This window comes from Shewanella sp. AC91-MNA-CIBAN-0169, assembly GCF_040310165.1.
Taxonomy (GTDB): domain Bacteria; phylum Pseudomonadota; class Gammaproteobacteria; order Enterobacterales; family Shewanellaceae; genus Shewanella.
Window position 1 is genome coordinate 147,843 of the sequence record NZ_JBEOPM010000008.1, and the last position, 22,685, is coordinate 170,527.

General features: G+C 43.7%; 18 protein-coding genes. 11 read left to right on the top strand and 7 right to left on the bottom strand.

The features are described 5' to 3' along the window. Positions 1–10 precede the first annotated feature (10 nt). On the bottom strand, positions 11–1,597 hold the full coding sequence (locus tag AAEY98_RS09465) for a DHA2 family efflux MFS transporter permease subunit (RefSeq protein WP_351016560.1): 1,587 nt from the start codon (positions 1,595–1,597) through the stop codon (positions 11–13). A gap of 46 nt (positions 1,598–1,643) precedes the next feature. Beyond that, entirely contained in the window at positions 1,644–2,738 is a 1,095-nt protein-coding gene (locus AAEY98_RS09470) for an HlyD family secretion protein (RefSeq protein ID WP_101086230.1), read from the bottom strand. Between the two features lie 96 nt (positions 2,739–2,834). On the opposite strand from AAEY98_RS09470, the gene AAEY98_RS09475 reads away from it, so the two are divergent. Next, entirely contained in the window at positions 2,835–3,773 is a 939-nt protein-coding gene (locus tag AAEY98_RS09475) for a LysR family transcriptional regulator (protein WP_351016519.1), read from the top strand. A gap of 270 nt (positions 3,774–4,043) precedes the next feature. Continuing rightward, a complete protein-coding gene (locus AAEY98_RS09480) occupies positions 4,044–4,166 on the top strand; it encodes a hypothetical protein (protein WP_011635985.1) in 123 nt (40 codons plus the stop codon). Positions 4,167–4,308: 142 nt separating this feature from the next. Here AAEY98_RS09480 and AAEY98_RS09485 read toward each other — a convergent pair whose 3' ends face one another. Then, complete coding sequence (locus AAEY98_RS09485) at positions 4,309–7,482, bottom strand: TonB-dependent receptor (RefSeq protein ID WP_351016522.1); 3,174 nt, start codon at positions 7,480–7,482, stop codon at positions 4,309–4,311. A 286-nt stretch (positions 7,483–7,768) separates the two neighbouring features. Between AAEY98_RS09485 and AAEY98_RS09490 the strand changes: the two genes are divergently transcribed. Beyond that, positions 7,769–8,575 (top strand): S1/P1 nuclease, encoded by an 807-nt coding sequence (locus AAEY98_RS09490; protein ID WP_351016525.1) that lies wholly within the window; start codon positions 7,769–7,771, stop codon positions 8,573–8,575. A 211-nt stretch (positions 8,576–8,786) separates the two neighbouring features. Here the strand turns inward: AAEY98_RS09490 and AAEY98_RS09495 are convergent, their stop codons facing one another. Together AAEY98_RS09495 and zntR are read right to left on the bottom strand one after the other, a co-directional pair. Continuing rightward, positions 8,787–10,307, bottom strand: a complete 1,521-nt coding sequence (locus AAEY98_RS09495) for an SO_0444 family Cu/Zn efflux transporter (RefSeq protein ID WP_351016528.1) — start codon at positions 10,305–10,307, stop codon at positions 8,787–8,789. 2 nt (positions 10,308–10,309) lie between these two features. Next, the gene (zntR, locus tag AAEY98_RS09500) at positions 10,310–10,771 is read right to left on the bottom strand and encodes a Zn(2+)-responsive transcriptional regulator (protein ID WP_162022231.1); all 462 of its coding nucleotides are present in this window, start codon (positions 10,769–10,771) and stop codon (positions 10,310–10,312) included. 307 nt (positions 10,772–11,078) lie between these two features. Here zntR and purH point away from each other — a divergent pair, with 307 nt between their 5' ends. From purH to nhaC, 4 genes are all read left to right on the top strand, one after another. Then, positions 11,079–12,668: a bifunctional phosphoribosylaminoimidazolecarboxamide formyltransferase/IMP cyclohydrolase gene (gene purH / locus AAEY98_RS09505; protein ID WP_182743523.1), complete on the top strand. Its 1,590-nt coding sequence runs from the start codon at positions 11,079–11,081 to the stop codon at positions 12,666–12,668. 219 nt (positions 12,669–12,887) lie between these two features. Continuing rightward, positions 12,888–14,189, top strand: coding sequence for a phosphoribosylamine--glycine ligase (gene purD, locus AAEY98_RS09510; RefSeq protein WP_351016531.1), 1,302 nt, complete (start codon positions 12,888–12,890; stop codon positions 14,187–14,189). A gap of 256 nt (positions 14,190–14,445) precedes the next feature. Continuing rightward, entirely contained in the window at positions 14,446–14,664 is a 219-nt protein-coding gene (locus AAEY98_RS09515) for a hypothetical protein (protein WP_162022228.1), read from the top strand. A gap of 359 nt (positions 14,665–15,023) precedes the next feature. Then, positions 15,024–16,523, top strand: coding sequence for a Na+/H+ antiporter NhaC (gene nhaC, locus AAEY98_RS09520; RefSeq protein ID WP_351016534.1), 1,500 nt, complete (start codon positions 15,024–15,026; stop codon positions 16,521–16,523). Between the two features lie 34 nt (positions 16,524–16,557). On the opposite strand, the gene AAEY98_RS09525 is transcribed toward nhaC, so the two are convergent. Both AAEY98_RS09525 and AAEY98_RS09530 read right to left on the bottom strand, forming a co-directional pair. Beyond that, positions 16,558–17,898, bottom strand: a complete 1,341-nt coding sequence (locus tag AAEY98_RS09525; protein WP_351016537.1) for an NAD(P)/FAD-dependent oxidoreductase — start codon at positions 17,896–17,898, stop codon at positions 16,558–16,560. Positions 17,899–17,935: 37 nt separating this feature from the next. Beyond that, entirely contained in the window at positions 17,936–18,487 is a 552-nt protein-coding gene (locus AAEY98_RS09530; RefSeq protein ID WP_351016540.1) for a GNAT family N-acetyltransferase, read from the bottom strand. 182 nt (positions 18,488–18,669) lie between these two features. Here AAEY98_RS09530 and AAEY98_RS09535 point away from each other — a divergent pair, with 182 nt between their 5' ends. From AAEY98_RS09535 to AAEY98_RS09550, 4 genes are all read left to right on the top strand, one after another. Continuing rightward, entirely contained in the window at positions 18,670–19,371 is a 702-nt protein-coding gene (locus tag AAEY98_RS09535) for a spondin domain-containing protein (RefSeq protein WP_351016542.1), read from the top strand. Between the two features lie 11 nt (positions 19,372–19,382). After that, the gene (locus AAEY98_RS09540) at positions 19,383–20,102 is read left to right on the top strand and encodes a spondin domain-containing protein (RefSeq protein ID WP_162022224.1); all 720 of its coding nucleotides are present in this window, start codon (positions 19,383–19,385) and stop codon (positions 20,100–20,102) included. Positions 20,103–20,212: 110 nt separating this feature from the next. Beyond that, positions 20,213–20,947 carry a response regulator transcription factor gene (locus AAEY98_RS09545; RefSeq protein ID WP_162022223.1) on the top strand — a complete coding sequence of 245 codons (735 nt, stop codon included), beginning with the start codon at positions 20,213–20,215 and terminating at the stop codon, positions 20,945–20,947. Continuing rightward, the gene (locus AAEY98_RS09550) at positions 20,947–22,404 is read left to right on the top strand and encodes a sensor histidine kinase (protein WP_351016545.1); all 1,458 of its coding nucleotides are present in this window, start codon (positions 20,947–20,949) and stop codon (positions 22,402–22,404) included. The genes AAEY98_RS09545 and AAEY98_RS09550 overlap by 1 nt, the downstream gene beginning before the upstream one ends. Positions 22,405–22,685: the final 281 nt, after the last annotated feature.

Consider the following 22,685-nt stretch of genomic DNA (forward strand, 5'->3'; position numbering starts at 1 on the left):
ACTAACATGATTAATGCATTTCATTAGGCTGATCTGAATCACTTTTCGCCACGGGTTTACGGATCAATAAAACCGCAACAACTGCAATCAATAGAAAACATGCCATGATAAGAAACACATCATTATAGGCTTGAATATATGCCTGCTGTGACATGTTTTTAGCAAGTAAAGCATAGGCTTGTGAGTTAGCACTCACCGCATCAGAACCCGCAATTTGCAGTATCAAACTGGTATGCTGAATATAGTTATAAGCTTGGGCACTGACTGCTGGCAACGTCTCTTTAATATGGGCCAAATGAACTCGAGCCAAATTATCGGTTAACGTTGCCACCAGCGCGATACCAAAAGCCCCACCTAAATTACGCATCACATTGAGCACTGTCGATGCCGAGGCATTTTCATGTGCTTGAAGATGCATTGTCGCCAAAATACCAATAGGCACTAAAATAAACGGCTGTCCTAACGCTCGTACTATTTGCGAAGCAATCATTTGATCGCCAGCGTAATCCATGGTCATATGGCTATTCATATAATAACTGGTCGCAAATAAAGCAAACCCAAGTGCAGCCAAATATCGCGGATCAAACTTCTGCATTAATTTAGGCACTAATGGCAGTACCAGCAACTGCGGAAAGCCCATCCACATAATCACTTCACCAATTTCTAACGGGGTATAATCATGAATTTGTGATAAATACAGCGGGATCATATAAATCGCCCCAAACAACGCCATTCCCAGTAAAAAATACGCCACAGTGGATAAAGCAAAATCGCGCTGCGCAAGCAGACGAATATTCACTAATGGCTGAGCTTTACGTAACTGGATCCAAATAAACAAGCTGATATTGATCGCGGCAACAATGGCGAGGTTACGAATAAGATCAGAGCCAAACCAGTCTTTACGGTTGCCCTCTTCTAGCACAACTTCTAAACAGCCCATACCCAACGCCATGGTAACAATGCCTGAATAATCAGCGTCTTTTAACTTATCCCAAATGATTGGTTTGCGCTCTAAACCATAAGCCAACATCGCCATCACTAATAAGCCTGGTGGAACATTGATATAGAATAAATAATGCCAGCTAAATTGTTCGGTTAGCCAACCACCTAGCGTCGGTCCAATGGAAGGGGCAAATGTTGCGGTTACCCCAAACAGAGCCATACCCATGGCGCGTTTATTGTCGGGTAAAAACTCAAGAATTAATCGAAATGCTAACGGAATTAATGCCCCGCCAAAAAATCCCTGCAAGGCACGAAAAGCGATCATTGACTCAAGGTTCCAAGACATTGAGCACAATATAGAGGCCACAATAAAGGCAGCGGTAGTCCACAGTAAATAACGGCGAGTCGATAACCCAGTACTTAACCAACCAGATAAAGGAATGGCAATCATTTCAGCGACTAAATAAGCGGTAGCAATCCAACTGCCTTCTTCTAAAGTGGCGCCTAAACTACCTTGAATTTCTTTCATCGACGCATTGGTGATTTGAATATCCAAAATAGCCATAAAGGCACCGATTAAGCCGCCCGCAACAGCTATCCAAGAACGTTTGCTACCGCGCTGATACCCCGTCGGTTTATCACTCACAGTACTCATAGGGCCGACTGGTGATACATCTGCCTCAGTGGCTGACTGGCTCATATTAATGCCCTGCAGTCACAGACATTGCTTGACCAGCTGTTGCCTTAGCGAGTTCGTGAGATTGGGTTGCAGACTCAGTATCGACTTCAACCACAGCGCTTAATCCTGGTAAAATACGCCCAATAGCAGATGAGGGTTGATCACGTTCAAGACGAATACGCACCGGAATACGTTGAACAATTTTGGTAAAGTTACCGGTCGCATTCTCTGCGGGTAACAAGCTAAATTTAGAACCCGATGCAGGTGCTAAACTGTCGATAAATCCGCTAAACACATCATCAGGATAAGCATCTAAACTCACCTTAACGGCTTGTCCGGCTTGCATGTGCTCAATTTGAGTTTCTTTAAAGTTAGCCGTAATCCACACTTGTGCATCTGGCACTAAGCTAAACAATGCTTGCCCTGGTTGAACATACTGGCCCACCATTGCACCACGCTTACCTATAATCCCTGCAAAAGGTGCAGTAACACGTGTATCCACCAATTGAATATTAGCCAACTCGACACTGGCCATTGCCTGATCGACATCCGCTTGTACTTGTAATAATTGCGCATTAAATACCGACAATTCACGCTGTTTAGCCACTAATGCGGCTTGCGCCTCATCGACATGAGCCGATGCTGAATCGAAACCTGCCTGAAGTTGGTCAACATCATTTTGTGAACTGTAATTACTGATTTTTAATTTCTGTGAACGCTTCAATTGTTGTTGCGCAATTAACTGCTCTGACTGTGAAGCCACAACGGTAGCCTTCGCTTGATTAATTAATGCCTGTTGTAAATCAACCTTTGCCGCTAGAGTTTGCAAGTTTGCTTGGGTACTCGCTAACACAGCTTTGCTTTGAGCTAGCTTGGCAACAAATTGGCTGTCTTCCAATTGAGCCAGCAGTTCACCTTTGTTGACGTGTTGATTATCAACCACAGCAGATTGCACAATATAGCCGGGAACTTTTACACTGATATTGGAAATATCAGCCTCAACATAAGCATTGTCCGTTGACTCGATATATCGAACTTGCGACCACCAATAAACGCCTGCAACAACTAACACAACGATAATACCTGGCACTAACACTAACCGCTTATTGATAGACATATTTGACTCCTAATTTATTCTGCTCTAGTTTACTACTGTTTCCTTAGGTTTATTAGATAGTAAAAATTCAACCCACTGTTTCACAGGTGTAACAATATGGATCTCAATCGCGTTCAAATATTCTCGCAAGTCGTAGAACAAGGTAGTTTTACCGGTGCAGCCAGAGCACTGGGAATAACCAAAGCCACTGTGAGTCGTAAAATCGCAGATCTAGAAGCCGATGCCGGTGTGCAATTACTGTTTCGCACCACAAGGTCATTGAAACTCACTGAAGCGGGTTCAAGTTATTACCATCGCATTAGTAAAATTCTACAAGATTTACAAAATGCCGAAGATCTTCTCAGTGCGAGCCAGCAAGACATCAAAGGCAATTTAAAAGTGATTTGCCCTATCGAGCTAGGACAATTATTTTTAGGTCGTATTCTTGCGCGGTTTCTGGCGGCTTACCCTAATATCACCATCGATGCAGAACTGACTAACCGTAAAATTGATGTGATTGAAGAAGGGGTCGATTTTCTATTTCAAATTACCGAACAACGTGATCCTAAGCTGCAAAGCTACTCGTTAGTCACTGCTAGCCGGTTGTTAATGGCAAGCCCAACTTACCTTAAGCGTCATGGCACACCACAAATACCGCAAGATTTAATGTTCCACACCGCAATTAAGTTACAGTCGGCCCACATTGATGGTGGCTGGCGTATTTTTGATGGCAGCCAATGGCTTGATCTCGATCCCCCTGCACAACTAAAAGTCAATAATGTCACCTTTGCCCGAGAGGCTGCTATTGAAGGTCTAGGCATTACTGCGGTACCGGTTTTTATTGCACAAGAAGCCATCGACAGTAAGCAACTGATACCGATATTAGAAGACTTTCCAATGATGCAAACCAAGGTCACCCTGAGTTTTCCACAGCGCGTATATTTACCCCGTAAATACCGAGTGTTTGTAGAGTTTTTATACGCCGCCTTGTTTGAGCATTGGGGCGAAGGTGTACTTGAGATCCCCGATTTTGTCCAACAAAGCAATCATAATTAAAGATGAGTTTTTAAGCACAAAATAATCTATAGAATAAATAGATATTTTTAACTGACTAGGTGCTAGTATCAACTTAATAAGGTGATTAATTTAGATCATAGAGGTAAGTTCTCGCACATCATTAATTCGCAATATCAATGATAAGTTTGGTTCAGTAAATTGTTCAAAGGCTAAGTAAGTACTAAGTGGCTGATTCATTAGCACCTTCGATACTAACAACAAAAATTACCATTTATTAGTTACGCATTATGCGTGCTAGGAGTCATACAAATGAGCAAAGAACGTAATAATTCAAAAGAAGCGAAGAAAAAGCCGGCATTATCTTTAAAAGAGAAACGTGCGGTTAAGCAGTCGAAAAATTCACCTGAAAATTTTGCCAGTAAAATCAAATAATTTATACGTCGTTTAGCGAATAAATAGCTTGATGTAACCATATTGAGCACATAAAAATACCGAGCTAATTGCTCGGTATTTTTGTTTGGAACCTATTGATTAGCACTCTAGATACAGCACCAGCACTCTACTTAACAAAGTATTAGAACTTGTACTTCACGCCCACTTTAAGCTGCCAAGCTGATTTGTTGATGTCATAAGTATCGTAATTGTTAGTCTCAATACCATCTTGGCCAAATGGAACAGAATAAGTATAAACTCCCGTCGCCGCATTGTAGTCATGATCAACCAACTTAGCGCTGTTAAAGCTTTGGTATTCAACCACGCCCCAATCTTCATTAACTAGGTTAAGTACGTTTTTGATATCGAAGTATAAAATACCTTTATGCTCGTCAGTAAACCCTGGTAATTCTTGCGTAAAGCGGAAGTCTAGCTGATGTATCCATGGTTGGTTGTCGGTGCCTTTTGGTGCTATACCGCCGGCATATTGGCCTAAACCTATTTCATCAATTGCCGCTTTAAACTCCTCATAAGTTAATCCACCAGCATACTCAACATTAGTATCATCAGCACCTGTTGGAATGTAAGGTAGATAATATGATGCGCCAGCAAACTTGCTTTGGTCACCTAAATTGCCATCACGATATGAACCTAGTGTCCACGTTAATGGGTTACCTTCACGCGCTTCGTAGAATAAGTTAAAGCTAGAGTTGTAACCTGCAACAAACTCTACGTCATAACCCAAGCTAAAGGTGAATCGATGCGGTGTTTCATAATAGCCAGTGCCCATAGTGGTGCCATTACGATCATATTGTACTGGGGTATATTGATAGTTAGACGTTGCAGTAGACGACGAGCCTTGGTTGCCTTCTTCAACTGAGTTATAAGCATAACCTGCACGCATGCTAAGGCCCATATCCCACTCTTTGGCAATCGACAAACTTAACGTCTTACTGGAGCCATCATCTTCAGCATTGGTTAACATGAGGTCATAACGCTCGGTATTACCACCAGCACCATTATTTGCCAATGGGTCCCAGGTTTCATAAACCACACGGCCAGTGGCATCGGTTTTCACTTGGCGACGGGCTAAATCAACCCACGCTAAGTCGTTTTCTTTTTGAATGTATAAAAACTCACCACCCACAAACCAATTATCACCTAAGGCACCTAAATCCCACGTACTGTCAAAACCAATACTTGCACGCCAGTCTGAAGGTAACTCAAAGTTAGGGTCGATGGCATTAACATTACCGTCGCCACCCACTAAACCCGCTTGAGCATCTGCTGGAATATTGCCAAAATCTGGAGTGCCCCATGCTGGGTTCCAACCTTCGTTATAGCTTAATAAGCTGTTGCCATCATTTGAAAAGCTATTTGAAATCCAAACAGATGGTGAGCCACCACTGTAACGGCCTACACCACCGTATAAGGTCACATCATCACTTAATAGGTATTTAAGCCCTACACGAGGTAACCAAATATCTTGGCCATCTAAGGTTTCGTTGTTAGCAAACCCATATCGATTAACAAAGTTTTCATTAATGGCTGGAGTATCTGACATGCTAATGGTTTCATAACGCATACCGAACGTGAGCTCTAAATCGGCCGTAATATCCCATGAGTCTTCAACAAATAATGCCAAGGTGTCCATGTTAAAACTGGCACTCACATCATTTGGATTACCCGAAGCCGCATTTTGATAACGGAAACTATCGACGGCGCCTGCCGCTAAGTTATCAATAGAATCAAACTCCCAATTGCCCAACACATCTTGAGCAAATAAGTTGAATATTTCAACGCTATTGTACTGAGCACCAAAGCCAATATCGTGGTCGCCTAGGTAATAATCACCCACAAAACGTAGCTCAAGATTTTGGTTATTTAATTCATTTGCTTGGCGAGAACTGTCAGTGCCAAAAATGACTTTGTCACCTGACTTTTCGAAGGTTTGTACCGACACCATACCTATGCCTAAATCATCAATGGTTTTCGATTTAGTGGTGGTATCTTTGTAAGCGATTTTGATTTCAGTACTAAAATCGTCAGTCCAATCGCTGTATAAGTTGGCCGCGTAGGTTTCTAAAGTTTCTTCTTTGTCATACCAAGTGCTTGATAATTTTAATAACGAATCACCTGATGACATGTTGTTGGTTACATTACCTATGGTCGATTGATAAGTAAAACTGGCACGATGTTGGTCGTTAATATTCCAATCCACTTTAGCTAAGATTTTTTCATCTTTTTCTTGTGGTGAGGTGGTGTAACCGCCAATGCTATCAAGACCATATATAGACTGAGCAATTTGTTCTATTCGAATTAGATCTTCTGAAGTCACATCTGACTCATTGGCAAAACCAGCGCCCTTTGGCCCCCACTCTGCCGACTTTGGTGCATCAAAGTTTTCATATGAGCCAAAGAAAAACAAAGTGTCTTTAATTAGAGGAAAACCAACCGTGCCGCCGAATGTGGTCTCTTCAAAATCTTGGGTTAAGGTGTCACCAGAGTCCTGGTCTTTACCATCACCCGCCATGCTGTCGTTGGTGGTTTCCCAAAAAACAGTCCCGGATAAATCATTGGTGCCCGACTTAGTTACTGCATTAATTTGTGCGCCGGTAAAACCACCACTACGAGCAGAGTAAGGCGATACGTTAAGCGCTACACTCTCCACTGCATCGATAGAAATAGGTGAACGCTGAGTTGGGTAGCCATTTGAATTAAGTCCAAAATCATCGTTTTGAGAAATACCGTCTACCACAAAAGTGTTAAAACGTGGGTTCATGCCCGCCACGCTCATTGAAATACCGTCGGTACCCACAACAGCCATTGGGTTTTGGCGCAACACATCTTTTAAATCACGGCTAATACCGGGTGCGTTAGCGATATCTTGCTCACCAAAGTCACTGTTACCGCCGGCGCTGCGATGAAAGCTTGCACTGCCAACGACACCAACACGCTCAATCGTAGAAGTGGCTTCTAGTGTGCGGTTAAAACGGAATGTTTCGCCTAATCCTAAGTAGACATTGTCTTCAACTGTGTCAGCAAACACATCAGAATCGACTTTAATAATGTAAGGACCACCGACACGTAAACCGCGGGCAGTAAATTGCCCATTATCAGAAACAGGAACTTCGGTAACGGTACCGGTAGGCTGATGGATAATAGTAATTTTTGCATCAGTAACAGCATTACCAGCAGGACCTATAATCTGACCACGAATATCAGATGCGGTATCTGCCGCCATTGCAGGTAAAGCAATTCCCATAGCAAAACATGTCGCGAGCGCGAGACGACTGATTTTATGATTAAGCAACATTTCAAACCCCTGAATATTTTTATATTTTAATGTTTAGTTACCCGTTTATCGGGCTTAGTAAATCAATAGAGCAAAAACTTCAGGGCGAAGTCTAAGGACGATATGTTGCATTTTAATGTCATTTTTAAACGAAAAAATTAACCGCAAAACAACTTTGGAGTAACACATAAATGTCATATTGTTGCTATATAGTCGCGACTCAAGTCTGTGTCACGTAACAATAATTTCATACACTGGCACATTAAAGACGCTGTGATTGCCTTAACAACAATGAATTGGAAGTTTTATGAAATCGTCTGTTTTACTGAATAACATGTTATTGCTAGTGGGCAGTGTATTGTTCACCTTAACGTTCAGCCTACCTGCCAAAGCATTTGGTCAATTAGGCCACAGAATTGTAGGCCAAATCGCTCAAGCCAATTTATCCCCGACAGCTCAACAGAAAATAAACCAACTGACAGGTGGCGAAAGCTTAGCGCAAATGTCAACTTGGGCTGATGAAATCCGCTCAGACAACGCTTGGGATCGCGCTGCGCCATGGCATTACATTTCAATTGAAGACGATGAGTCGTGGAAAACGGTTAAGCGCAATGCTGATGGCGATATCATCGAAAGTTTGCAACGATTTGAAAAAATATTAGTAAACCCTAAAGCCAGCCAACAAGAGAAATGGCAAGCATTGGCATTTTACGTACATTTTGTCGGCGACATTCATCAACCACTACATGTGGGTCACAGCCATGATAAAGGTGGGAATACAATTAAACTCAAGTGGTTTGGTGAGCACACAAATTTGCATACTGTGTGGGACAGCAAACTAATTGAACAGCAGCAGTTAAGCTTTACAGAGTACAGTGATTTTTTAACGCGTATTAGCGAACAACAACGCAAAATGTGGAGTGGTCAAAGCTATTATCAATGGGCTGATGAGTCGAAAGCATTAAGGCAAAGGGCTTACCAGCTCGAACAGAATTATCAAGGTGAAGACGATTTACGTTTTAACTATGTATTTACCCATAAACCCATTATCGAGCAGCGATTGCAGCAAGCTGGCATTAGATTGGCTGAAAAACTCAACGCTATTTTTAACTAGCACTTTTCTGACTAGCGTTATTGCTTACCAGTACTCGTTTCGACTGACACTATATTGTGAATTAATAATGTTTTAGCCTAATAAAAAGCCAGTGATATTTATCACTGGCTTTTTTATGTGCTTAATTCGCGATGGTTAACACGCTTTAGCTAACACGCTATAGTTAACTCGCTATGGTTAACTCGCTATGGTTAACATTTGGTTTAACTTATTACGAGCAACAACCTTTCTCTTTATTGCCTTTTGGGATCATGTCCCACAATACTTTGGCCATTAACACCGCTAGCACGATACCAGAAACCGCCACTACACCTTGAGGTAATAAGGCATGCTCTTCACCAATCTGCGGCATCACTTCAAAACCAAAGGTATCAACTAGATAATTGACCAATACACCAAATACTAACGCCACACCGATAACACCACCTAGATAGCCATATAATGCACGCTTACCTAGCTCTTTAGTTACCACACCTAAAGTTGCAATGTTGGTCGCAGGGCCTGCCATCATAAAGACTAGTACAGCACCTGGTGATACTCCAGCTAATAGCAATCCTGCAGCAATGGGGGTTGAAGCGGTGGCACAGATATACATTGGGATCGACACGAGGACCATCACTAACATCGCCAGAATGCCATCACCCCACTTAACTAAAAAGTCAGCCGGCACATAAGTCTGCACGATGGCGGCAAAAAATAACCCGACTAATAACCACAAGGTGGTGTCTTTGACTAAATCTGTGGCGGCGTAATGCAAACCCGATAACACACGGCTGAATACACTGTTGTGTTTCAACTCTGTTGCCATATCTTGAGTCGATGCGCAGCAACTGGCTTCATCACTACTTTCACTTGTTGCTGGGTTTACTGTCGTTGCTGTGCTGCAACAGCTTGTCGATATCGCTTCGACCTTTGGCTCAGCTTTGCTACTGCAGCAACTTGATGTAACGGTTGCAGCTGGTGTTTCATCTTTTACGTCATCTTTTGCTTTAGTGCTGCAACACGCAGCAGGTGCAGACTCGGCTGGTTTATCCGCAGCTTTACTACCACAACAACTGCTTTTCTTTACTTGCGAACGACTGCCACCGATTGATTGCGCAGCTGTCATCGGGCTCAATATCGATCCTGAATTAACTGATTCTGATTTAATCGCTGTCATTTTTACGCTAGCATTTTGCATTGTACCAGCAGTTGTTTTACATGTTGATGTCGCTTCAGAGCTGGCGTCTGAGCTAGCAGTTGATTTAGCTGCGCAGCATGATGATACCGGCTTGGCACTCGCTGATGAATCAGTGGCTGTTTTTACTTTAGTAGATGTTGAAGCAGGAATACCATCATCGTCATCACGGCCCACTAATAAACCCGCCACTATCGCACTGGTAATCGCCGCAATCGGGCGCACAATCGCCATAAAAGGCCCGAGTAAAACATAGGATACGGTAATTGAGTCAACGCCAGTTTCTGGGGTAGACACTAAAAAAGAGGTTGTCGCGGCTTTTGAGGCGCCAGCTCGACGCAAACCTACTGCTGCCGGAATAACGCCACACGAACACAAAGGTAAAGGCGCACCTAATAATGCCGCCTTCACCACCGTTTTCATTCCATGGCCGCCGAGTTGCTTTTGCATCCATGCCATCGGCACAAATACTTTTAACAAACCGGCCAGCACTAAGCCCAGTAACAACCAAGGGGCAGACTCTAAAAATAAATGAAGGAAATTGGTCAATAACATACTTAATCCTTATGACCCAAATTAGCAAAATGATGATGTTCTTTTTTAGCAATAATATGCTTGTCTGACGACTCTAACGCTTCGAGTATCGAGCAATGCTCGGCGCTATCTGGGCCACCACAACAGGTATTTGATAAACTTTTTAGCGATGTCGCAAAATGTTGTAGCTCAGCTAATTTCGTTTCTACTTGCTCAAGCTTAGTATCGACTAAACCTTTAACATCGGCACAGGCTCGATTAGACTTATCAACCTCAATAGATAGCAAATCGGCGATATCCTTAAGTGAGAAACCCACCGCTTTGGCACGTAAAATAAATTTAAGTCGTTCGGAGTCGCTGTGGTTATACAACCGATATCCGGCATCAGATCGGCTTGATGGCGACAGCAAACCATGTTTTTCGTAAAATCGTAATGTGTCAGCTTTGATGTCATACAAGGCTGAAAGTTCGCCTATTCGATACATATGTTAATTCACCATCGTCATCTGAATTTTACCTGAGTATAAACCTTGGAGTTTAATCCAAGGTCAAGGGTTATTGGGTGATTATTTTTGCGTACCTTTGTTCTTATTTCAATATTGTGAAATCACACAGAAAAAACACCCAATAGAAGCGGTTTACGATAAAATACGCCCGCCTGATCACAACACAGTAAGCCTCGACGGTGTTAAGCAATCTAAAAAACACTATGAGGGACTTTGGTAAAGCAGACTTTAATTGACTCTGTTTTACTAAAGCTCCTTAAAATCAAACTAGCGGACCTGTACCTACATGAATAATGTCAGACCAATTCGTCGCGCGCTATTAAGCGTATCAGATAAAACTGGAATCCTTGAGTTTGCACAAGCGCTGCATGCACAAGGTGTTGAACTCTTGTCTACGGGCGGTACTGCAAAGTTACTTGCAGACAATAATATCCCGGTAATGGAAGTGTCTGACTACACGGGTCACCCAGAAATTATGGATGGTCGTGTTAAAACCCTGCACCCAAAAATTCACGGTGGCATTCTTGCTCGCCGCGGCATTGACGAAATCGTCATGGAACAAAACGCCATTAAGCCAATCGATTTGGTTGCGGTTAACTTGTATCCATTTGCTGAAACCGTTGCCAAACCAGGCTGCACCTTAGCGGATGCTGTTGAGAACATCGACATTGGCGGCCCAACGATGGTGCGTTCAACCGCTAAAAACCACAAAGACACTACGATTGTGGTTAATGCAAAAGATTACAGCCGCGTGATTGCAGAAATGCAAGCCAACAACGGCAGCACCACCTTAGAAACGCGTTTTGACTTAGCCATTGCAGCCTTTGAACATACCGCTGCTTATGACGGCATGATCGCCAACTACTTCGGTACTATGGTGCCTGCGCACAGTAACGACGAATGTCATGACGATTCAACGTTCCCACGTACTTTCAACAGTCAGTTTGTCAAAAAACAAGACTTACGTTACGGTGAAAACAGCCATCAAAAAGCGGCGTTTTATGTCGACACGCAAATTGATGAAGCGTCTGTTGCCAGCGCGATTCAGCTACAAGGTAAGGCGTTGTCTTACAACAATATCGCCGACACAGATTCAGCACTTGAATGCGTTAAAGAATTTGAAGGCCCTGCCTGCGTTATCGTTAAGCACGCCAACCCTTGCGGTGTGGCATTAGGCGCTAACTTATTAGAAGCTTACGACCGCGCATTTAAAACCGACCCAACATCAGCGTTTGGGGGCATCATTGCCTTTAACCAAGAGTTAGATGCACAAACGGCGCAAGCCATTGTTGACCGCCAGTTTGTTGAAGTCATCATTGCCCCTAAAGTGAGCCAAGCCGCACGCGACATCATTGCCGCTAAAGCAAACGTTCGTTTACTAGAATGTGGTGAGTGGAATACAAAAACAACTTCACTTGATTACAAACGCGTTAATGGTGGCTTGTTAATACAAGATCGCGATCAAGGCATGGTGAACCTAGAAGACGTTAAAGTCGTGTCTAAGCGTCAACCAACCGCTGAACAGTTAAAAGACTTAATGTTCTGCTGGAAAGTGGCTAAATTTGTTAAATCTAACGCCATTGTTTACGCCAAAGACGGCATGACTATCGGTGTCGGTGCTGGCCAAATGAGCCGCGTATATTCAGCTAAAATAGCGGGAATAAAAGCTGCCGATGAAGGCCTAGTAGTTGAAAACTCAGTCATGGCATCTGACGCTTTCTTCCCATTCCGTGATGGTATCGACGCTGCTGCTGCTGCAGGTATTAGTTGTATCATCCAACCTGGTGGCTCAATTCGCGATGAAGAAATCATCGCCGCAGCAGACGAGCACGGTATGGCAATGGTGTTTACTGGCATGCGTCACTTCCGCCACTAATAAACGCTAATATCAAATATGGGTATCGCTTATCAATCATGTTTTTGCTAAATGCTTTTGCAAAAATAGATAACAAGCGATACTTTTTAAATTTTGTTTAAACGAATTAGAGCATAGCTATTTTTTCTAGTTCAATGAAAGCACGCGCAACTTATAATTATAAGTGAGCATGCTTGAAGCAGAAATAGAGAACATAGCGCAGCTATAAAAGGATTAAAGATGCAGGTACTTATAATTGGTGGTGGCGGTCGTGAACATGCTCTAGCTTGGAAAGCGGCTCAGTCTGCTCAAGTAACAAAAGTGTTTGTTGCACCCGGTAATGCTGGTACGTCTTTAGAACCTAAGTTAGAAAACGTTGCGATTGATGTCGAACAAATTGACGCACTTGTGGCCTTTGCCAAAGATAACGCCATAGCGATAACCATCGTCGGCCCAGAAGTGCCATTATCGCTAGGCGTAGTTGATGCCTTTAATGCAGCTGGATTAGCCATTTTTGGCCCAACCAAAGGCGCGGCACAGCTTGAATCTTCAAAAGCTTTTACTAAAGACTTTTTAGCGCGCCACAACATTCCTACTGCTGACTACTCAAACTTCACTGAGATTGCACCGGCTAAAACTTATGCGGCAATATTAACCGCTAAAACGGGCTTCCCTGTCGTGATTAAAGCCGATGGCTTAGCAGCGGGTAAAGGTGTCATCATCGCAGCTAACCAAGTAGAAGCGGATGCCGCGATTGATGACATGCTCGCGGGCAATAAGTTTGGTGATGCCGGTTCACGCGTGGTGATTGAAGAGTTTTTAAAAGGCGAAGAAGCCAGCTTTATCGTGATGGTAGACGGCAAAAACATTCTTGCTATGGCCACCAGCCAAGACCATAAAGCTCGTGACAATGCTGACCAAGGTCCTAACACCGGCGGAATGGGTGCTTACTCACCAGCTCCAGTGGTAACACAAGCGGTACACGATTGGACTATCGCTAATGTTATTCGCCCAACGGTTGATGGTATGGCAGCTGAAGGTAATGTTTATACTGGATTTTTATACGCAGGCCTGATGATTTCACCAGACGGTAGCGCCAAAGTGCTTGAATACAACTGCCGTTTTGGTGACCCTGAAACCCAACCAATTATGATGCGCTTGCAGTCAGATATTGTTGAGCTTTGCTTAGCCGCAACTCGTGGTGAGTTAGATAAAGTCACTGCAGAATTTGATCCTCGTGCAGCTGTTGGGGTAGTCATGGCTGCAGGTGGTTATCCTGACGCGTACAACAAAGGCGACGTTATTGACGGCTTAACCCTTGGCGACACTAACGGTAAAGTGTTCCATGCGGGTACTAGCATGAAAGACGGCCATGTTGTCACTAACGGCGGCCGCGTATTGTGCGCCACCGCATTAGGCAACACTGTGACTGAAGCACAGCAATCAGCTTATGCATTAGTAGATGCCATTCATTGGGATGACGTGTACTTCCGTACTGATATTGCTTATCGCGCTATTGCTCGTGAACAAGCTAAAAGCTAATAGTACATTGGGTTTAGTTCGTTGAAAAATCCCTGTGATGGCAACAACATCACAGGGATTTTTTATATCCGCTTGTAATGCTGAAGATTAATTACTGTTTACATTATCCATAACCCGCAATTTTTATGATTTAGATCACAAAAACGACTCTGTTCAAGGCGCAAGCTAGTAACTGAAAGGGAGTGTGATTACCTTTGCTGTTATTCAAACTCCTGCACTTTAGCTAACGTACTCGTAATGATTATTGGAGGATTAAATGAGAGTTAATACCAGCGACCTAATTTATCAAGGTGAAAAATCAGGCGTACATAATTGGAATACCTTCTCGGGCAACTCTTTCTATTGGCATCCAGATTGGTTACATATTGCAGAAGATATGACAGGCCATAAAGCCCTAGAAAAAATTGATATTGCTGAAGGTGAAGCCACTAAAACTGATGCCGAAAATGCCATCTTAAAACATTTAAATAAATAACTTGCTTAATATTGCCATTAATAGCCATAAACTGCGTATCTAAATCTATCAAATCTGCACGTTTTCATGAGGATACTTCTGGTCCCACCAGATATCCTCAGCGGCTATTTATTCACATTAACCGACCTATTTGACATATATAACCACGCAAAGTAATTAACCAAGCATACTACTCAAAAGCTGCAGCAATCTGCCCATCTATAAATTATTACTCAAGCCTAACAATGTTCGACTTAACAGGCATTTTTATGTCAGGATGTGCTTCTGTTACAAATAAGTTACTAACTTATTATAATAACACTTAGCCAACTCACACGAATGAGATATTGGTCAAAAATAATAACAACAAAGGAAGTAGTATGTCTCAATCGGCGTCGTTCAAACCGTCTTCATCGGAGCACAAGCAACCCAGCTTACTTGATGCACTAATCCCCGTTTTTGCCCTTATTCTTATGCTCGCGGCAGCGGTTTATCTGTTTTCATCGGATAGCTCATCAGGCGCCAATCAAATCGCATTAGTGTTAGCGGCATGTATTGCAATGATCATCGGTTATAAAAATGGCTATAGCTGGAATCAAATGGAACGCGGTATCGTCAAAAGTATTGGGGTTGCGACGGGCGCATTATTAATTTTATTTAGTGTGGGTTCACTGATTGGTACGTGGATTTTAGCCGGTACAGTGCCGACGATGATTTATTATGGTATGCAAATCCTTAACCCAGACTACTTTTATACTGCCTGCTGTTTGTTGTGTGCGGTGGTTGCACTGAGTATTGGTAGCTCGTGGACCGTTGCAGGCACCTTAGGTATTGCCTTAGTGGGTATTTCGTCAGCAATGGGGCTAGACGTTAACATTACTGCCGGCGCTATTATTAGTGGCGCGTATTTTGGCGACAAAATGTCACCAATGTCTGATACCACAAACCTTGCCCCTGCGGTTGCGGGTACTGATATTTTCAGCCATATCCGCCATATGACATGGACCACAGTACCCAGCATTATCATTGCCCTCATTGGGTTTACTTTTTTAGGCCTTACAGCAGAGGCTGCCCCGATAGAAAACCAACTCGCAGATACCTTGGCTTTATTGGATAAGACCTATAGCCCAGGAATACATTTATTGATCCCGTTATTAGTGGTGTTGTATTTAGCTAACCGCAAAATGCCAGCGTTTCCAACGGTCATATTAGGTACGTTAGCTGGCGCGGTGTGCGCAGCATTATTTCAGTTTGATAACGTGATTGCCTTTGTACACGACGACACATTATTGCCAATGGTCGCGCTAGTGAAAGGTTTATGGATAGCCATGTTTGACGGCTATGTCGCCAACACAGGCGATGAAGTATTAGATAATTTATTAAGCCGTGGTGGCATGAGCAGCATGGTAACAACCGTTTGGCTTATTCTTTGTGCGATGGCATTTGGCGGCGTGATGGAAGTCACCGGATTATTAAACCGTATTTTAGAAAGTATTCTTACCGTCGTCACCGGCACGGCCAGCTTGATTATTACCACCCTGGGCGTGTGTATTGGCGCGAACATTATTACTGCCGATCAATACATTGCCATAGTACTGCCAGGCAGAATGTTAAAGGTGGAATACACCCGCCGTAAATTAGCAGCTGTTAATTTAAGCCGCGCGCTAGAAGACTCAGCAACCGTAACCAGTCCGTTAGTACCCTGGAATACCTGTGGTGCCTTTATGGCAAGTACACTTGGCGTAGCCACTATCGCTTACTTGCCCTACGCCTTCTTTAACTTAGTCTGTCCGTTTATTAGTGCATCTTATGCTTATTTCAATTTCAAAATTGAACCATTAGACGAAACTAAAATAAGCACTGGCGAAGTCGTTGGTTAATTAACAAGCCGTCTATTAACCTAGAAATGGGCGATTAACCAAAACGGTCTTTTAACCAACCATAATGATAATAACCCCATTGCCCAAGCCGTCTTGCTTGGGTGAAGGGGAATTTAGGCAAGGGTTGCTGATACAAAGGCAAATTGGGTAAGGTTTCACCGGCAATACTTTGTGCTAAGCGATACGCAGCTTGGCTACTAAAAGACACTCCAGCACCGCAATATCCTAAGCTGTAACCCACGCCACCTTTACTGTACACATGGGGCATGTCATCCATGGCAGCAGCAATCCACCCGGTCCAATTATAGGCCACGGCTTTATTGGTTAAGCTTGGAAAGCACTTATTGAGCGCCATTTTTAAACGCTCACCGTAAACAGGGTTCGCAGCATCTTTGCCCCACACCGCGCCGCGGCCACCAAACAATAAACGGTTGTCGGGTAATAAACGGTAATAGTATTTTAAAATACGGGTGTCCATGGTCACTTGATGAGTATGCAAACCTGCCTGTGCAAGCTCTTGAGCGGTAAGCGGCTCGGTGACAATCACATTGCTTAATATCGGCAAAAACTTATCGTCTATGCGCGGGTTAAACCGTTTAGGCGTATAAGCATTGCCCGCCATAATGACTTTATTGGCAATCAGCTCACCTTTATCGGTAATTAAACGATGTTTACCGCCCTCTTCAATCCACTCTAATACGCAAGATTGCTCAGAAATAGTCACGCCTTGGTTTTGTACCATGTCCTTATAACCTAATAACAATTTAAGCGGATTAAGACCAAAACCGTCTTTTAAACGCAGCGCGCCAAAAGCTTGATGATGATCTAAATACTGGGATCTAAAATCTTGGCTTGAAATAAACTCGGCACCTGAGTCTTGGCTGTCGGCTAAATGTTGTTGAATATAATTAGCGGCATTTTGCAGCGAGACCAATGCTTTGGGATTATGGGCCACCTTTAAGTAGCCCGCTTCTTGCGGTTCACAGGCGATATTATGTTGTTTGATTAACCCATCGACTCTAGCCACCGCTTGGGTGAATTCGTCGTATATGCCCTTGGTCGTTGCTAAGTCCCAACGCTTGGTCATGGCGGCATAACCTAATCGACCCGAACCTTTTAATACAAATCCGGCATTGCGGGCACTGGCACCAAAACCGACTTGGTTGGCCTCTAGTACATGGCAATCTATATTGAATTCGGTTGCCAAATAATAGGCAGTTAACAGGCCGGTGAAGCCACCACCCACAATGGCGACATCGGTTTGTTGGCGGCCAGACAAGGCAGCAGTTGGTGCGGGTAAGACTTGAGTGCTTGCCCAATAGCTAGGGGCAAACGTTTGATTATTAGGATGAGAGTTAATCAGCGGATCGTACATATTCATCTTCTTGTTATTATTGATTATTAGAATGTCGTTAAAAAATCAGTAGCATTTCACTGGCAACGCAATGGCAGTCTTCATCGCATATTACGCAAATGTAATCATCACCCATATAACGTTGATGCCAGCGTTGTGGGTGTTGAGCAATCAATTTCCCTCCCGCCTTAGTAAAATACCGCACCGCAGCATTATTAGGACTTTGCTGCCATAAATGGCTGACCCCCGCTTTAGCCCCTTGAGCAATTACCGCAGCTTTAGAGGCGGCTAATAGCTCCCCACCAAGCCCTTGACCACGGGCAGATTCTGCAATGGTGTTTGATTTGAAATAACACACATCGTTAAAATCAACGCCCCACTGATTAACCGTGCACCATTGATCTTGCGGCCATTGTCCCGCGGCATACGTTAACCGAAAGCCAATAAGTTGTTCATTTTCAAGCGCGACAAAATTGGCATTAATGCCATTTTTAATGCCTTTGTGATAAATCGCTGTCAGTTCAGCGATATCCATATAACCACTGCCGTGGACTATTTCACCTAGGGTTATCACTGCATCAAAGTCAGCGGGAGTCAGTTGTCTAATCATTATTAACCTATTTTCTTCACACCTTAATTCAACTTGAGGTGTGCTCTTATTGTTGGTTTTAGCACACCATATCACACGTCATTATCGGTAAGTTAACGATGTTAATCTTTTGTGATAATTTGGCGATAAGTAGGTGAGATCCATTGTTCATACTGGTTGCAATTAAACAAAGGAGCTCGGTTATGAAACGTACACTAGTGACTGCAAGTCTTATGGCTGCTGGATTATTCAGCCTTCCAACTTTCGCTGCTGATATTGAAGTTAGCGTGACAAACTTAACTCACGGAAATCACTTCACCCCTATTTTGATCGCAGCCCACGACGCTGACAGCCACCTGTTTCAAGTCGGTACCGAAGCTTCTGCAGCGTTACAAAAAATGGCTGAAGGCGGTGACATTGCCGACTTAGATACAGCTGTAACCGGTAATGCAGGCGTAACATCAGCAAATCCGGCAATGGGTTTGCTTGCTGCGGGTGCCAATGTAAGTGGAGTAATGCTTGATACTGGCGACAACACCCATTTATCTATCGTAGCGATGGTGTTACCCACTAATGATGCCTTTATGGGCTTAGACGCTTGGGAAATTCCTACCGAAGCAGGCACGTATACTATGTACGTCAATGCATATGATGCAGGCACAGAAGCCAATGATGAAATCATTAATGGCGGCGGCATGTCTGGCGTACCGGGTATTCCTGCAGCCCCTGGTGGTGACGGTGGAGCCAATGGCACAGGCGTGATGGATAATGCTGACAACAGCAATGTACATACTCACCCTGGTGTTTTAGGTGACATGGATCCTGCTGGTGGTATGAGTGACTTAGACAGTCGCGTACATCGCTGGTTGAACCCTGTAGCCAAAGTTGTGGTGACAGTAAAATAAGGAGGTAGCCCATGAAACGCACTGACTTTACACTTAAGCCCAGCTTAATCGCCATGCTGGCTGCTGCAACACTGCTTACTGCCTGTGGTGATGACGATGACGATACCGTTGTTGTTACCCCACCAGCTCCAGTGATGCAAACCTTCACGGTAACCGTGACTAACTTGACGGCTAACCAACCAATGTCGCCCGTTATCTTAGCCTCTCATGCTAGTGATGCCATGTTATGGAACGCCGGTGAAATGGCCAGCGAAGCACTCGAGAAAATGGCTGAAGGTGGTGATACTGCCGACATAGCAGCACTAAGCGTGATCAATAGCAGCGTTAACGGCACAGGCTTATTAATGCCTGGTATGTCAGAAACATTGACCTTGACCTTAGATGAAGCCGACGTAGCTAGCATTAGTTTGGCCACCATGTTGGTTAACACTAACGATGCCTTTACTGGTATTAACAGTTACACCATTGCCGGCATGGAAGTGGATGCAACAACCGCGATGAAGTTTATGGCTTATGATGCTGGCACTGAAGCCAACAGCGAAGCCAAAGGTACTATGCCAGGACCTGCTGATGGCGGCGAAGGTTTTAACGCTAGCCGTGATGATGTCGACTTTGTGCATATTCATCCTGGTGTTATTTCAATGTACGACGGCTTAGCTGATTCAGTACTGGGTGCATCGCATCGTTTTGATAACCCAGTATTAGCCGTCACCATTATGCGTACTGAATAATTTTAATCGGTCGTATTGACTGAATGAATTTCAACCACATTGAAATTTATTCTCCTCAAAGCGGGTCTAAGTATTAATGCAATTACTGGATTTGCTTTGAGGAAGTCACCATGAATGGAAACGCGAAACATAATGGCCATGTTTGTCCGCAACATATTTTGTTAGTAGAAGACGAACAAGACTTGGCTAAGTTAATCATACTTAACCTCAAAGCACTCAACTACAGCGTCGACCACGCCACCACCTTGAAGCAAGCCATGCACATAATCGAGCATAAAAAGCTCGACCTCATATTAATGGACCGCATGCTCCCCGATGGTGATGGCATTATGTTGTGTGAGCAACTACGCCAAGACGGTAAGGAAGTCCCGTTGATGCTATTAACCGCCAAAGATTCAGAAGCAGATGTGGTACTAGGCCTTGAAGCAGGGGCAGATGATTACCTCGTCAAACCCTTTAGCGTATTAGAGCTGCGCGCACGAGTAAAAGCACTATTAAGACGCGGCAAAGCCCAACATGAACAAACCCAACAAATTGAATTTAACAGCGTAACCATTAACTCCAGTACGCGTGAAGTTACCGCGTTTAATAAAGCGTTAACCCTCACCGCCCGCGAATTTGATTTACTGCTATTTTTAGCCAAACACCCGCAACAAGTCTTTAGCCGCATGCAACTGTTAGAAGCAGTATGGGGCTATAACTACGACGGCTATGAGCACACAGTAAACAGTCACATCAACCGTTTACGTAACAAGCTTTCTTTGTGCTCACCTGAACATGATCTTGTCAAAACAGTGTGGGGCGTAGGCTACAAATTTTCACCACCAGAGGTGCAAACCAACTAATGAATCGCTTATTTAATCGGTTGTTTTTAGCATCCACAATCATCGTGTTATTACTGTTTGTGGCGTTATGGCAATGGTTGCAACTTAACCATGAATTCAGCCGTAATCAAATTCAGCAATCACTGCACCTACAACTTGCTGAACACATGGCACATATCAACCCTTTGTTATCGCAAGGGATCACGTCAGACGCCGCGCTTAAAGAAGCCTTTCACGACTTTATGCTGTTAGGGCCAAGCTTTGAAATTTACACCTTAGATCCAGATGGCAAAGTGATTGCTTATGACGCCAAAGAAGAAAAAATTAAAACTCATCGAGTCGATACCACAATCATTCAGCAGTTTCTAAATGGCGACAACCTCCCAGTGCTTGGCACAGATCCGCGCAGCGAAGATACCCACAAGATTTTTTCCGCTAGTAAACTCATCACCGAAGATGGACTGCACAGTGGTTATTTGTATGTGATCATTGGCGGTGAAGATTACGACAGCTGGCAGGCACTGATTAACGCCGAAAACCAACCTAAAATCTGGGGCGCTACAATCGGTTTTTGGATTATTTTTGCTTTAGTGCTATTCGTGATTTTATTGCGCTATTTTACCCGCCCAATCCAAAAACTCGCTCAAGACTTAACCGAGCTTAAAAACACCCCGATGTCTGACGAACTGATGCTCCCCCAGCGCTATCGTGGCAGCTTAGAAATAAGCCAGCTCAGCCATCATATCAATCATTTATTGCAAGAAATCCAATTGCAACAACAGCAAGTTAAACGCCAACAACAGGCCAAACACGACTTTTTACTGCATTTATCACATGACTTAAAAACCCCGCTTACCGCATTGTTAGGTTATATCGATACTTGGTTAATATTACCCGAGCACGAGCGCGACGAGGCGCTGATCCAATATGCTGCAAACTCAGGCCAAACCTTACAGCAGCTACTGGCACAATTATTAGAATTGGCCGCCCTAGAAAATGGCCAAATCGATGCGCAACTGCAACAAGTCAACCTAAGCGAACTGCTTAGTGATATTGAACAAACCTTTACTCCTCGAGCCAAAAAGCTCGGGGTTCAATTAGATTTTGACATCAACCATGCTAGCCAAATCTATACCGACCCTGCACTAATGCGCCGCATACTCAACAACTTGGTCGATAACGCCCTGCGCTACACTCCCGCAGGTGGCAAGATACAAATCATCAATGCACAACACAATGGCCAACAATGGTTAACCGTGCGTGACACAGGCGCAGGCATGCACAAGCATGAAGTTGATGCCCTGAAGCAATTGTCGATGACAAGGTTGTCGTTTGAAGCGAATCAAAGCCTGCCACAACTCGGCGTCGGACTCGCCATTGTCAGGCAATTATTAGGCTTATTGAAATGCAGAATTGAAATAGACAGCCAACCAGGCGTAGGCAGCGAATTTAAGATAGAGCTTGTAACGCAGGGTTAATCTCATTTTTGAATCGCAAATGATCAGCGATTTCATCATATATTCAATTGGTACTGACTCAGGTTTGTTTATCATTAAGCTTCAAAGTAAACAAAATCAATTATATCTAAACAGAAGAATTAGAACTAAGTCCTAACAAAAATTTGAGTTACTGTGAGTTAACAATATGGCCTGCGGCCACTAACGTCGTGGCGCTTCGCCCACACCAGATTAACATCGCAAGGTTCCACCCTGCACGGGCCAAAAGGGGATCAACAGCAATCCCCTCTTGGATCACCCCT